Origin of the sequence: Streptomyces agglomeratus (genome assembly GCF_001746415.1) — a bacterium.
In the GTDB taxonomy this organism is placed as follows: Bacteria; Actinomycetota; Actinomycetes; order Streptomycetales; family Streptomycetaceae; genus Streptomyces; species Streptomyces agglomeratus.
The window spans coordinates 422,982-435,749 of the sequence record NZ_MEHJ01000001.1 but is presented as its reverse complement, the minus strand read 5'-3'; the positions used below and the strand labels follow the sequence as shown (position 1 = coordinate 435,749).

General features: G+C 68.1%; 12 protein-coding genes and 1 pseudogene. 5 read left to right on the top strand and 8 right to left on the bottom strand.

The features are described from left to right. Nucleotides 1-3 precede the first annotated feature (3 nt). On the bottom strand, nucleotides 4-1,428 hold the full coding sequence (locus AS594_RS01665; protein WP_069774837.1) for an IS701 family transposase: 1,425 nt from the start codon (nucleotides 1,426-1,428) through the stop codon (nucleotides 4-6). A 77-nt stretch (nucleotides 1,429-1,505) separates the two neighbouring features. Beyond that, on the bottom strand, nucleotides 1,506-2,627 hold the full coding sequence (locus AS594_RS01660; RefSeq protein ID WP_069774651.1) for an IS630 family transposase: 1,122 nt from the start codon (nucleotides 2,625-2,627) through the stop codon (nucleotides 1,506-1,508). A gap of 592 nt (nucleotides 2,628-3,219) precedes the next feature. Here AS594_RS01660 and AS594_RS45880 point away from each other — a divergent pair. Continuing rightward, entirely contained in the window at nucleotides 3,220-3,483 is a 264-nt protein-coding gene (locus AS594_RS45880) for a hypothetical protein (protein WP_069925297.1), read from the top strand. A gap of 77 nt (nucleotides 3,484-3,560) precedes the next feature. On the opposite strand, the gene AS594_RS01650 is transcribed toward AS594_RS45880, so the two are convergent. Both AS594_RS01650 and AS594_RS01645 read right to left on the bottom strand, forming a co-directional pair. Next, entirely contained in the window at nucleotides 3,561-4,691 is a 1,131-nt protein-coding gene (locus AS594_RS01650; protein WP_107393260.1) for a serine hydrolase domain-containing protein, read from the bottom strand. A gap of 263 nt (nucleotides 4,692-4,954) precedes the next feature. Further along, the gene (locus AS594_RS01645) at nucleotides 4,955-5,851 is read right to left on the bottom strand and encodes an alpha/beta hydrolase (RefSeq protein ID WP_069925296.1); all 897 of its coding nucleotides are present in this window, start codon (nucleotides 5,849-5,851) and stop codon (nucleotides 4,955-4,957) included. A gap of 108 nt (nucleotides 5,852-5,959) precedes the next feature. Here AS594_RS01645 and AS594_RS01640 point away from each other — a divergent pair, with 108 nt between their 5' ends. After that, a complete protein-coding gene (locus tag AS594_RS01640) occupies nucleotides 5,960-6,994 on the top strand; it encodes a helix-turn-helix domain-containing protein (RefSeq protein ID WP_069933619.1) in 1,035 nt (344 codons plus the stop codon). A 98-nt stretch (nucleotides 6,995-7,092) separates the two neighbouring features. Beyond that, entirely contained in the window at nucleotides 7,093-8,064 is a 972-nt protein-coding gene (locus AS594_RS43785; RefSeq protein ID WP_141746888.1) for a hypothetical protein, read from the top strand. Between the two features lie 634 nt (nucleotides 8,065-8,698). Here AS594_RS43785 and AS594_RS01635 read toward each other — a convergent pair. From AS594_RS01635 to AS594_RS48355, 4 genes are all read right to left on the bottom strand, one after another. Further along, the gene (locus tag AS594_RS01635) at nucleotides 8,699-9,298 is read right to left on the bottom strand and encodes a dihydrofolate reductase family protein (RefSeq protein ID WP_069933620.1); all 600 of its coding nucleotides are present in this window, start codon (nucleotides 9,296-9,298) and stop codon (nucleotides 8,699-8,701) included. A 293-nt stretch (nucleotides 9,299-9,591) separates the two neighbouring features. Further along, nucleotides 9,592-9,801: a DUF4287 domain-containing protein gene (locus AS594_RS01630; RefSeq protein WP_069930188.1), complete on the bottom strand. Its 210-nt coding sequence runs from the start codon at nucleotides 9,799-9,801 to the stop codon at nucleotides 9,592-9,594. 77 nt (nucleotides 9,802-9,878) lie between these two features. Then, nucleotides 9,879-10,541 carry a DUF998 domain-containing protein gene (locus tag AS594_RS01625; protein WP_069925293.1) on the bottom strand — a complete coding sequence of 221 codons (663 nt, stop codon included), beginning with the start codon at nucleotides 10,539-10,541 and terminating at the stop codon, nucleotides 9,879-9,881. A 229-nt stretch (nucleotides 10,542-10,770) separates the two neighbouring features. Beyond that, nucleotides 10,771-11,154 (bottom strand): alpha/beta hydrolase family protein, encoded by a 384-nt coding sequence (locus AS594_RS48355; protein WP_240508897.1) that lies wholly within the window; start codon nucleotides 11,152-11,154, stop codon nucleotides 10,771-10,773. Nucleotides 11,155-11,316: 162 nt separating this feature from the next. On the opposite strand from AS594_RS48355, the pseudogene AS594_RS01615 reads away from it, so the two are divergent. Next, nucleotides 11,317-12,139: pseudogene (locus tag AS594_RS01615) on the top strand (IS110 family transposase); the annotation flags it as partial. Nucleotides 12,140-12,286: 147 nt separating this feature from the next. Further along, the gene (locus AS594_RS01610) at nucleotides 12,287-12,682 is read left to right on the top strand and encodes a MerR family transcriptional regulator (RefSeq protein WP_069930187.1); all 396 of its coding nucleotides are present in this window, start codon (nucleotides 12,287-12,289) and stop codon (nucleotides 12,680-12,682) included. Nucleotides 12,683-12,768: the final 86 nt, after the last annotated feature.

Below are 12,768 nucleotides of genomic sequence, written 5' to 3'. Positions count from 1 at the left end.
AGGTCAAGTGGGTGGCCTGCGCCGACGGCGTTGATCAGTGCTTGGAGTTCGGGCGGTGGGGGTGCATTCGTCCATGCGTGCCAGCATCGTTGGAGGTTGGTCCAGGGAGCGAGCCAGGCGCGGACGGCTCGGATCGCCTTGGGCCAGCTGGCCGGTTGGGGCTGGTGGGGTCTGCTTGGGCCCCCTCTCAGCCGGTCCCGGCGGCGTCGGGGCGGGCGGGAGCGCAGGGACGGGGGCGGGTTCCCGGTCTGGCGGATGAGCGAACCAGGTGTCCCAGCAGAACGAGAACGCGCAGGTGACCAGTGTCTGGTGGCGGCGGATGGCGGTGTCGGAACGGACCTGGAAATCGGCCCATCCGAGTTCGTCCTTGACCTGTTTGTAGCTCTGCTCGATCCAGTGACGGATGCCGTAGATCCGCACGACTTCGTGCAGGTCAGCGGCGGGATGAGGGTGGTCGGCCTCACGGGGGCCGCCGGGGCGGGGCAGGTCGGTGGCCAGGTACCAAGTTGCCTGCGCGGGCAGGATGGCCGGGTCGGTGGTGGCCACGACCAGGCGGACGTTTCCGTCCGGACCCCACCAGCCGAGGTGGGCGTCGGCGGCCCACCAGGTCTCGGTGTGCCCGTTGCGGAAAGTCCGCTCAACCGCGGTCCAGTCCCCGGGATGCTCGGGATTGGTCCAGGTCAGTGCGCGTGCGGCGTCGACGGGGGTGTAGGCATCCTTGCCGTAGGCCCACGTGCCGTGGCTCGGCTTGAGGGCCATGACGAACGGCAGACCCGCCTCGCCGAGTTGCCGGCGGAAGCCGTCCTGGTCGCCGTAGGCGCAGTCGGCGGCCACGGCCCGGAAGGCCACCCCGGCAGTCTTGGCGGTGCGGGCGAGTTCGGCTGCGATCTGCAGTTTCGTGCGGAAGCCGGGGTCGCTCTTGCCGGCGGGGAAGTGACGGGCGGGGCTGTAGGGCACCGCGTGGAGCGGGTAGTAGACGCTCTCGTCGGCCCAGCAGGTCGTCACGGTGACGATGCCGTTGTCGGTCTTGCCCAGTCGGCCCAGCCACTGCCGCCCGACATGCGCGGTCGCGGTCCCGTCCTTGCGGTCACCCGAGTCGTCGATCACCAGTACCCCGCCCGCGTGCGGCTCGGTCGCCGGGTCGGCGAGCAGCAGTTCCAACCGGCGGGCGTTGATCTGCTCGTGGTCCCAGGTCGACTCGGAGAGGAAGAACTGCAGCCGCTGCACCGCCGGGTGCTGGGCTCCGGCCACGGGCTCGGCGCCGGCCAGGCAGGTCAGGGTCTTGTTGCGGTCCCGCGGCAGCAGCAGCCCGGCGAGGTACTCACGGAACCCGCGTCGCTGGGCCAGCGTGGAGAGCAGGTCATCGAAGCGTGCGGCGTAGGCTTCCAGCGGGCCAGGAGCCGGCGGGCACGGCACACGACGGGTCATCACAACCCCCAGGCAGCGAGGCGACTTTCCTCTCTACCGGCCTACCCCAACACTGACCCGCCGTCAACAAACCACCGCTAGTGTCCTGCGCCAGAGATCCGTTGGCAGAAGCGGGCGAGTGAGTCGAGGATTTCTTCGGCTGTCTTGGTCCAGGTGAACGGGGTCGGGTTCTCGTTCCACTGCTTGACCCAGGCCCGGATGTCGGCTTCCAGGGAGCGCACACTCTTGTGGGCGCCGCGGCGGATCTTCTGGTCGGCGAGGAAGCCGAACCACCGCTCCACCTGGTTGATCCAGGAGGAGCCGGTAGGTGTGAAGTGCAGGTGGAAACGTGGGTGTTTGGCCAGCCATGCTTTGATGGCTGGGGTCTTGTGGGTGCCATAGTTGTCACAGATCAAGTGGACCTGCAGGTGCCCAGGAACCTCTTTATCGATCTTGGCGAGGAACTTCTTGAACTCCGCTGCCCGGTGCCTGCGGTGCAGGGAGGTGATGACTTCTCCGGTCGCGACGTCGAAGGCTGCGAACAAGGTGGTCAGACCGTTGCGGACGTAGTCATGGGTGCGGCGCTCGGGCATGCCCGGCATCATCGGTAGTACCGGCTGGGAGCGGTCCAGCGCCTGGATCTGCGACTTCTCGTCCACCGACAGCACCACCGCGCCTTCGGGCGGGTTGAAATACAGCCCCACCACGTCGTAGACCTTCTCCACGAACAGCGGATCCGTCGACAGTTTGAAGGTGTCGGTCAGATGCGGCTTGAGCTGGAACTTCCGCCAGATCCGGCCCACGGTCGACTTCGACAGACCGCTGCGGTCGGCCATCGATGACCGCGACCAGTGAGTGGCGTTCTTCGGGATCTCCTCCAACGTGCTGACCACGACCGCCTCCACCTGGTCGACGCTGATGGTGGGCGGCCGGCCCGGCCGGGGCTCGTCCACCAACCCGTCCAGCCGGGCGGTCAGAAACCGGCGGCGCCACTTGCGGACCGTGTCCGCCGCGATACGTAACTCCCGCGCCACCACGACAATCGGTGGAACATCAGCGCCGGCACACGCCAGCACAATGCGGGCCCGCAACGCCACTGCCTGCGCGGACGACGCCCGCCGGGCCCAACGCTCCAACACCACACGCTCATCGGGCGACAATAACAACGGTTCCAACTTCGGGCCACGACGTGGCACCGGCACATCTGCAGAAGCAGTCATAGACAAACTAACGATCAACTACTGGCGCAGGACACTAGCCCCGGGCGGAACAACACGCGACGCGCCGGAAGCTCATCTCGCCGCCCCACGAGGCAGCGCTTCCTGCCAATCGTCAATTCAAAGGCGTAGGGACCTTGCGCGCACCCGTGGAGCACCCCGGACACAAGGTGGTCCGGGCGCTGCTGCATCCGGCTGCACGGTGCAGCGCGTGGCCGTGGGCGGTGCTGGTCGGTAGTCGACTACACGCCGGCCGGGGGACCGGGATGGCGCGGTGCCCCGCTCCTGCCCCGCGAGTCGCCGTTCAGCAGCGGCAGCCCGCGTCGTTCTCCGAGGCCGTCACCACGGTGGTCCACGCCCACGCCCACGCCCACGCCCGTGCCGGGACTTCCGGGTGTTCAGCCCGGATGAACTCGCCTCCAACCGCCACCCCGGACTCGCCGGACAGCCGCGGACCACGGAGATCCTCGCCGAGGAGTCCTTGGCGAGCAGCTGGCCGGCTTCAACGCGGCCGGCGGCCGCGGCGTCCTGATCTCATACGAGGTGTTCGCCCCGCCCCTGGCGACCGGGCTCTGTCCCTGCTGAGCGGCAACGGATGCCCGGCGCCGCCCCGCGGCCGAGCTGGAACCTGCTTCTGACCTCCTACGGCTGGCACAACACCTACACGCACGGCGACCCTTTGCTGACCACGAGGCTCTTGGCGCTGGAGGACCCGGCCGTACGCGTGCTGAGCCCGGCCGACCCGGCCCCGCTGGCGGCTGTCCTGGACGACGCTTTCACAAGTACGGGCCGGCTCAATGTGGTCATCTCGGGCAAGCACCCGCTGCCCGCCGTCCCTGCCGACACGCTCGCTGGGTAATTTACCCGCGGCGCCGTGAGGCGCTGCCCGGGATCCGGGCGGAGCTGGGCGTGGCGGTGCGAGTGGTGTCCGTGCGGTCAGCGAGCGTGCGGCACTCCGGCTACGGGACGAACCCCCCCCGGGACCTGCAGGGCGTTCTCGGCCTGGGCGCTTCCGTTGCCGCACGTTGCTTGGCGGTACAGCGCCTTCAGCGCGTAGTCGATGGGGTGGGGCTGGGGCTTCCCCGAGGAGTCCGGCTTGTTCCACCTCTGGAGGTTGACCGCGACGGACATCTGGCGCTTGCCGTCGGTCCGGGTCAGGGATATCGTCCCGGCCCCCCAGACGGTGCCGTCGTGGCCCCAGAACGTGCCGCAGCCCGTGTCGACCTTGTGAAGGCCGAGGCCGTACGTGATCATCGATCCGTCCAGGGCGCGAACCGGGACCGTGCGCTGCATCTGCGCCAGCGACGACCGGTTGACGATCGTGCCGTCGAGCAGCTTGCCGTAGAAGCGGTTGAGATCCTCCATGGTCGATATAAGAGCGGCCCCCGTCCCCGTCCAGGACATGTTGTAGACGCTGTAGTCGCGCGGGGGGTCGATCAGGCCGTAGAAGGCCTCGTACATTCGCGAGTGCGGTCCCTCGATGCGAGGTCCGGTAGGAAACCCGGTGTGCCGGAGCCCGGCCCGCTCGATGACGTTGTGGGTGATGTACTCCTCGGCAGGGCTGCCGGTCACCTGCTCCAGGAGTTGGCCGAGGAGCAGGTAATTGGTGTTGGAGTACACCCCCGGAGTGGCTCCGGGCTCGCCGGCGGGAGGCGCCGCGAGCCCCATCTCGATCAGCTCGGCCGGGCGGAACTGCCTGAACCGGTTGTCGTCCAGGCTCTTGGGCGAGACGTCCGGCAGGGAAGGAAACGCCTGGAGGGACGGGAAGGCGTAGGGGATGTAATCGGGGATGCCGCTGGTGTTGTTGAGCAGCATACGGACCGTGATCTTCCTGCCGCGTTCTCCCGGCACCAGCTGCGGCAGATGGCCGCCGATCGGCGCGTCGAGCTGGATCCGGCCCTGCTCGACCTGCTGCATGACGGCGGCGGCGGTGAATGTCTTGGTGATGCTCCCGACGCGCTGGCGCATGTCGGGTCTGACGGGACGGCCGGTCCTGACATCGGCGAACCCGGAAGCGCCGCGCCATATCTGGTCGGCATCGCGCACCTCGGCGTACAAGCCCGGCATCCCGGTGCGGTGGACCGAGTCGATAGCGGACTCCAGCTCCGCGCGATCGAAGCCGGTCGACGGGGTCACGCCGCCGGTTGGCGCAGCCCTTGGCCCGTGGGGCGCGGGAGCCACCGCCACGGTGCCCGCACAAGCAACCAGCGCGGCCACGCTTGCACATATCCCCAGTCGGATCTTCAAGACATCCGTCCTTTTGTGATCGATTCATCATCAATGAGTGCAACAGGGAACCTCCCCGTGCCTTTCGATATCCGCGCCGGGGCCTACACCAGCGCGCGGCGCAGGGCTGCGGCGAGGTCGGTGATCTGGCGCTGTGAGACCTCGGCGGAGAGAATCGCCTGTGAGCCGTGGAAGGTGCCGGGCCACTGGTGCAGGTCAACCGATACGCCGGCCTGCAGCAGGCGTAGCGCGTAGGCGATGTCTTCGTCGCGGTTCGGGCAGAGTTCCGCAGTGGCGATGTAGGCCGGTGGCAGGCCGGTCAGGTCGGCGGCCCGGGCAGGGGCGGCGTACGGTGTGGCGGGCTGGGAGCCCAGGTAGTGCCGCCACGCGGTGGCGACCTTGTCGCGGTTCATCCAGGGCGTATCGGTGAAGTTCCGCCGCGACCATGTCTGTTCCCGGTCGTCGAGCCCGGGCTCGTTGAGCAGCTGGAAGCGGATGGGCGGCCCCTGTTGGTCCCGCGCCCGCAACGCCACTGCGGCCGCGATGCCCGCGCCGGCGCTGTGGCCGCCCACCGCGATTAGCCCCCGGTCGACGCCGAGTTCGGCCGCGTGTTCGGCCGTCCAGGTCAGTACTGCGTACGCGTCGTCCAGGGCCGCCGGGTAGCGGTGCTCGGGCGCCAGGCGGTAGTCCACCGAGATCACCACCGCGCCGGAGAGGGCCGCGAGCCGGGCGGCCCACGGGTGCTCGGTGTCCAGGTCACCGAAGACGCCCCCGCCGCCGTGCATCCAGACGACGGCGCCCACCGCCGCCCCGTGCGGGCGGTAGATCCGCACCGCCACGTCCCGATCGGCGGGCACGATGCGGTCCTCGACGTCCATGTTCGACGTGTCCGGTGCCGGCGCCGCGGCAGCGCGCTCGGCGAACTGTTTGCGCGTGGTGACAGGGTCGTTCATGTCGAGGTCCGGCAGGAACGGGACGAATGCTTCGAGTTCGGGATCCATGTCGGCCATCCTCACGGTCGCCGCCCACGGGGGTCACCCGCCATCCGTCGCGCATCCCGCCCCGATCACGCACCGCTCGGCGCGCCCCCGCCCCTCTATCCTTTCGCCATGCAGGCACTGGCCTTACGGCTGTCGGGACTGGATCCGTACGTCGACGGCGCGATCCGCATCGTCGCGTTCTACGACACGCTGATGCGCCGTCGCGTGGATCTCCCAGCACTCGCCCGCGCCTCGGCGGGCCTGGCCGGGTGTGTGGCCGGGGTTCGGCTCCACAGCACCGGGCGGGCGATCCGCATCGCGCCCGACGGCAGTCCGGCGTCCGAACCTGCGGAACCCGCCTCCAGCACCGCACCCATCACCCTCGACGAGGAGGAGATCGGTACGGCATGGCTGGAACGCCCCGGCCAGCCCAGTCAGCTCGACGAAGTCCTCCTCGACCGGCTCGCCATCGCTGCCGCGGCGGCCGCCGAGCGCTACGGCCCGGCCCGCACCACCATGGCCGACCCAGCCCTCGTCGAACTGGTCATCTGTTCCGACAGCGACGAGGCGGTTCGAGCCCGCGCGCTACGCCTGCTGGGTTTCGCCGCCGACCTGCCGCTGCACGTCGTCGCCGTACGGTCTGAGTTCCCGCTCGATCAGATCGGCGCCCTGGTCTGCCCGGCTCGCCCGGTGAAGGCGGCGCCTCTCGCCGACGTCGGCGTCATCCTGGCGACCACCGTGGACCCGACTCGACTTCCAGCGAGTTCCCGCGCGGGCATTGGCGCCGCCGAAAGCCCCGACCGCTCTTGGCGGCAAGCCCGCACCGCCCTCCGCTTCGCCACTCCGCGCGAACCCGTCATCCGCTACGCCGACCTGGGCGCGCTGGCGCTCCTGGCCGAGATACCCCAGGACACCGCACGCGACAACGCCGACGTGGCCGCCATCGCCCGACTCGCAGGATCCCGAGAAGACCTGGAGACGCTGGACACCTACTGCGCCACCGGCTCCCAACGCCGGGCCGCCGACCTCCTCCACCTGCACCACAGCAGCGTCGCCCGCCGACTCGAACAGATCGCCAAGACCTTGGACATTGAACTCACCGAACCCACCGGACTGACACGGGCCAGGATCGCCCTGACCACATGGCGGCTACTCAACGGCTGAGCAGGATCTGCCTCGCGTCACCGCCGTAACGGGATTGACCGCTCCCCTCACATGGCGCGTACATCGCATACGACGGGATCAGCCACCTGTGGGGGACGATGAACTACCAGGCGTACGAAGGAACGACGGGGGCCCCAGATGGGCTGAAGGAACTGCACTTGGCGGCGGCCTACCTCCAACCTCAAGTCTCGGAGAGTGACTCGACCGACCAGCCGCTCAACGACTTCCAAAGAGCGCAGTACAAGCTGTGGTCCGGGCTGCGCGCTCGGGGCAATCCCTGGTTGATCACTGACTTCATCAGCGCTGGCACCCCGATGTACTTTGCCGACGTCCTCTACACGCGCAGGCGCAAGACCTTCGACGACCGAGTCAGGCGCCGAGAGCTGCCGACCTGCCCGCCACAGAATGAGGAGCAAGACCACGCGGAGGAAACAGAGCCCGCCTACTCCTACTGCTGTCGGGGGCGGGACGTGCTGTACGACGGAGCCCCGTTCGCCGTCGTACGGTGGACGAACCTGTGGTTCCCTCACCGCCCGCAGAGGTTTGGGGTCCTGGGCGACTGGTTCGGCGGACCACTGCAGCCTCTGTTCGGCCCCGGCATTCGCGACGTCCCTGTCAGTGGTAATGGTTGGAAGCGCTTCATCCCCGGCTACATCCATGCTTTGTACTTCAAGTTCCCCGAGGACCAATCTCCCGATTCGGTCAGGCAACGACTGCGCCAGGCCCTCGCCCTTGAAGAGGTCGGTCTGTCACCCACAGATGATCAGGTTTCGTCCGCGCTCTGTCTACTGGCCCAGGCCGGCTTCAATGCAGAGGCGGTAGATGCTGCTTACGCCGAGCTCATCGACCCTCGGCGCTCTGTACCTGATGGAAGCGTCCAAGAATGGTTGGAGTCGCTGACGCGGTCCCGGGTTGCCTGCCTCATCGACGACTTGCGAAGGCGCCAAAGCCGAGGCGGCGATGGTGGTGCGCATCTCGTGGAGCACACCGAAAGGGACCGTGCCACTTGGCCCTCGGGTGGCGTCCTTCCTTCTGCAACTCCCGCAGGCCGACCAGCAGCTGGCCCATGAGCACGGGATCGGCCGGTACCGGGCCGGAACGGGACTCGGCCACTGAGTCGTCGGCGGCTGGTACGACCCGTGAGGTCGCGTCGAGCGCCAGTTCCGCCCAAACGACTTTTATGAGGGCGGGGTGTGCCGCTGCCCGGTCAACAACAGGTGCTGCCCGGCCGGGGCGCCGTCGCCGGGGAATGAGCGTGTCGACACGGAACATGCTGGGTGGAGGACCAGCTGTGGGCCGCGTCGGGGGGCCACGCTGATCGGCAAGAAGCTGGGCGAAGCGGCCGCGTCGTCTACTCGGTGACGCAGGAGGCGGCCTTCAGTCGGACCATCGGGTGCTGGTATCAGTGTTGCCGCTGCCGAGCCACTCGATGGTCGCCGTGACGCCGCTGTGCCTTGTGATCGGCTGATGCATGGCGAAGTTCCTCCCCGCGTCGCGTGGGCGCGCTCACCGATCGGTGCCGCCGTCCGCGAGACGGGAGGGGCATGGCTCTCCGAGTCCGGCCCTGTCCCGCCGGTGGGAGGTGACAGGTCGAGGCTGTGAGGTAGCCGCGCTGCCAAGGCATCTCGGCCAGGGCAGCCGCCTCAACGGGGAGCTGTCGAACTCGGCGACACTTCGCACGGCATCGGCTCGTACGCCCGCTGACTACGTCCCGGCTTTCGGCCGGTAGGTGCACACGTGCACTCCGGTGCCGCTGACGACCGTGGAGACCAGTTCGAACGTGCGGAGGTGGCCGTCGGTCGGGTAGATCCTCTTACCGCCGCCGAGGAGCACCGGCAGGATCATGAGCCGGAGCTCGTCGACCAGCCCCTCGGCCAGCAGGGTTTGAGTGAGGGACGCGCTCCCCATGAGCACCAGTTCGCGGCCTTCGGCATCGCGCAGCTTCTTGATCTGGTCCAGCGCCTGCTCGCCGGGGATGCGGGTGGTGTTGTTCCATGTCAGCAGGTCGTCCTCGTTGAGGGTGCTGGACACGACGTACTTGGTGACGCTGTTCATGTGGTCGGCGAACGGGTCGCCGGCCCGGGCCGGCCACGCCGCGGCCATGGTTTGCCAGGTACGGCGCCCGAACAATAGGGCCTCGGTGTTGGTCTGCCTTTCGGCGAGGGCGCCGCCCATCACCTCCGGGTCGAAGAACGGGTGGCTCCAGCCACCGTGGGCGAAGCCGCCGTCGGTGTCCTCGTCGGGGTGCCCCGGGGCCTGAACGACGCCGTCCAGGCTGATGAATTGCCCCATGGCAAGGCGCATGCGGATGTCTCGCTTCCTGATCCGGTTGGGTTCAGAGTGGGATGGATCGCGGCGGTGTCGACGGCCTGGAGGCTCATGTCGCACTCCGTACCCGCTGGGATCCCTGTCGTTCGCGACAGAGGAAAAGCTATGTTGCGTATCGGCGGTCCAGCAACCGATTGATCGCTTCGTCTCCGTGTTGAAGCAGGTCAGTTGACTGAAATCATTGCAATGGACTTGTCGCTGAAGGCAAGGGCGGTCGTTGTTCCATTGCAATGACCAGAGAGTGAATGCTCGTCGCCGGCCGGTGTGGGCTACTTCGCCTTGTCCTCCGCGAGGGTGTGGGCGACCAGGGCGTTGGCGTGGCCGTGGCCCAGGCCGTGCTCGGACTTGAGCCACGAGACGAGTTCCATGTGCTTGGTCAGGGGAGAGGACCGGATGAGGCCCTTCCATTCCGCGATCGGGCGGCCGTACTTCTTCTCGATCGAGGGGAAGTACGCGGCACCCTGCAACGAGTCCGTCATGTCGTTCATACCTTTCGTTGGTTGCTCGCGAAGAGCTTTGGTGTGTCTGCTTACGTGTGGGTTGCCCGGCGGTCCGCCTAGTGGCGCGTCAGCCGGACGGCGATCGTGGTGAGTGCGGCAAGGCCGAACGCGGCTCCTGCGGTGAAGGACAGTACGGAGGCCGCGGACCCGGCGAACCCGGCGAGGACGCCCACGGGTGCGACGCGGCAGGCGATCGCCCAGCCACCCTGCCGTCGGCCGGCGAAGTGGCGGGCCAGGACGAGGAACGCGGCGCACAGGGCGAGGTAGCCGACCATGCCGGCGGCCATGTGGACCGCGCCTTGAACGCTCAGCGTGGGGGTCGCGGAGTCCGGGGTGCCGGCGGGGAAGCCAGCCCCTGGGTCTGCGGCGAACACCCCGCTGACCAGGAACGAGGTGCCGAACACGCCCACCAGCACGGGCGCCAGGCGGTGGCCCTCGCCCAGCGCGCGCCGCAGCCCGACCGCGCCGGCGAGCATGAGGGCGCCGGCGACGAAGAAGCTGGTCACCTGGATCCAGCCCAGGTCGCCGAGGCTGAGCTGGCTGATGGCGTTGCGAGTGAGGTCGAATCCCTCACGCGTGAGGCCCTGGATGAGCCCCACGCCGAGGAACAGCGGGCCCGCCGCGGCGCCACAGGCCAGCAGCACGCGCCCCGTCGGCCCGGCCCCAGGCGCGTGCCCGGTGGGTACGGCAGAGGTGGAGGCGCTGATCGTGTGGGTCATGGCATGCCTTCCTCGTTTGCCGCGGCCACCCGAAGGGCTGGGATCGCGGCACTGGAACATCGTTGCTTGTATGACCGCCAGGGACGACCGAACTCATCGGCCCAGCCGAAGAGATGCCCGTCACACAAGCATGCTGGCTTCTGGTCCGCGGTGTCGCGCTAGACAAGCATCTCGGGGCCGATGGCAATGGGGGGCGGGGCGGCAGGCAGGGGGCTGTGTGCCCATCAGCTCACGCACCAGGAAGTCCCAGCAGCGCATGCGAACGTAAGCCAGGTGGTGGATGAACGTGTGCTCGGCGCCGGGGGACGATGAGCAGTTCGAAGTCCTTGCCTGCGGCAATGAGCCGGTCGGCCAGCCGCAGGGTGTGGTCCGGGTGGAACCGATCGTCCATTTCGCCGTGGACCAGGAGGAGTTTGCCCGCCAGGCGGTCGGCCAGGTGGCAGTAGGAGGCGTCGTGGAACGACTTGTCCCGGCCGGGGCCGCATGCCCCTCCACCCGCCCGGGCAGCGTCTTGCCGGCCTAGTACTGCAACGGTCTTTAAGAGTTGTCCTACCTTTCTAGACGTGGGTGACCGGTCATTCGTAGGATCGGAGGGCCCGGGGTCTCCGGGCATGGCTGAAAGTGTTGAGCCGCTCGATGACTTACGGGACTTGGCCACCTGGAGCCCCGCGACGACTCGACCGCTGATTGGGAGACGCGACTCGATCGCTGCTGTAGGACAACGCCGGCGAAGTCGTCCGCGGGATTGATGCGAGGCGACCTGGTGGGAGGGGAAGTGCCTGAGATCTGGGCCGGGGTGGACATCGGCAAGACACATCACCATGCCGTGGTGATCAACGCGGAGGGCGAGCGGCTGCTGTCCCGCCGGATCGAGAACGACGAGCTGAACTGTTCGCTCTGATCGGCGATGTGCTGGCGATATCCGGCGATGTGTTGTGGGCCGTCGACCTCAACCACGGCGGCGCAGCCCTGCTGATCGGCTTGCTGACTGCCCATGACCAGCCCGCCGCCTACCTCACTGGCCTCACGGTCCCCCGAGCCTCGGCCACTTACCGGGGCGAGGGAAAGACCGACGCGAAGGGACGCCATCGTCATCGCCGACCAGGCCCGCATCCGGCGGGATCTGAGTCTGCTGCGGCCCGGCGACGAGCTCGCCGTCGACCTGCGCACCCTGACCAACCGGCGCCTGGACCTCGTCTTCGACCGCACCCGGCAGATCAACCGCCTCCGGGCCAGCTGCTGGAGATCTTCCCCGCGCTGGAGCGGTCCCTCGGCCTGACGAACAAGGGCCCGGTCATGCTTCTGACCGGCTATCAGACGCCGACGGGCATCCGCCGAACAGGTGCGAAGCGCATCGAGACGTGGCTGAAGAACCGCAAAGCCAAAGGTGCTGCCGCGTCGCCCGCACCACCGTCGAGGCAGCCCAGGCCCAGCACACCGCGCTGCCCGGTGAGAAGCTGGCCGCCGCCATGGTGGCCCGCCTCGCGAAGGGGGTGATGACCCTCGAGGAGGAGATCGCGGAACTCGACACCCACATCGAGGCCCGGTTTGGTGAGCATCCGCATGCCGAAGTGATCCGCAGCCTGCCCGGTGTCGGCGTACCGAGAAGAGTGCTCAGGCGTGTACAGACGAACGTGCTCAGTCGTGGGACCGGGAGGACAACCCTGCGGCCGTGGGGGTGTCCGCGAGCGTCCATGACTCGACGGCGGTCTGAACCTGGAGCACGCGGGCGTAGGCTCTCGGGGATGCGGATAGGCGAGTTGTCCAAGCGCACGGGCGTGAGTCCGCGCTCACTGCGGTACTACGAAGAGCAGGGCCTGCTGACCAGCTCACGCTCCGACGCGGGGCAGCGTCACTATTCCGATGCTGCGGTCCAGCGCGTGTCACTCATCCGACAGCTGTTCGACGCGGGTATGTCCAGCAGGGTGATCGTGACTGTGCTGCCGTGTGTGGACGTCCCGGGTGACCTGGGCGTCGCCGAGGAGACGTTCACGGCGATGATGCGCGAGCGCGACCGGATCGACGCCGACATCGCGCACCTGATCGAGACCCGAGATGCACTCGACGTGCTGATCACGGCCAACAGCCGACACCGGGCGGAGCTGTCCACGGCCCCGGAACCGGTGGCGCAGTCGACCTGATGCTGTGATCTGCATCTCAACCGGTTGCCCCTCACATCAATGTCAGAGGTGAGGATGGCGAATACGCCCGGAATCACCGGGTCGGT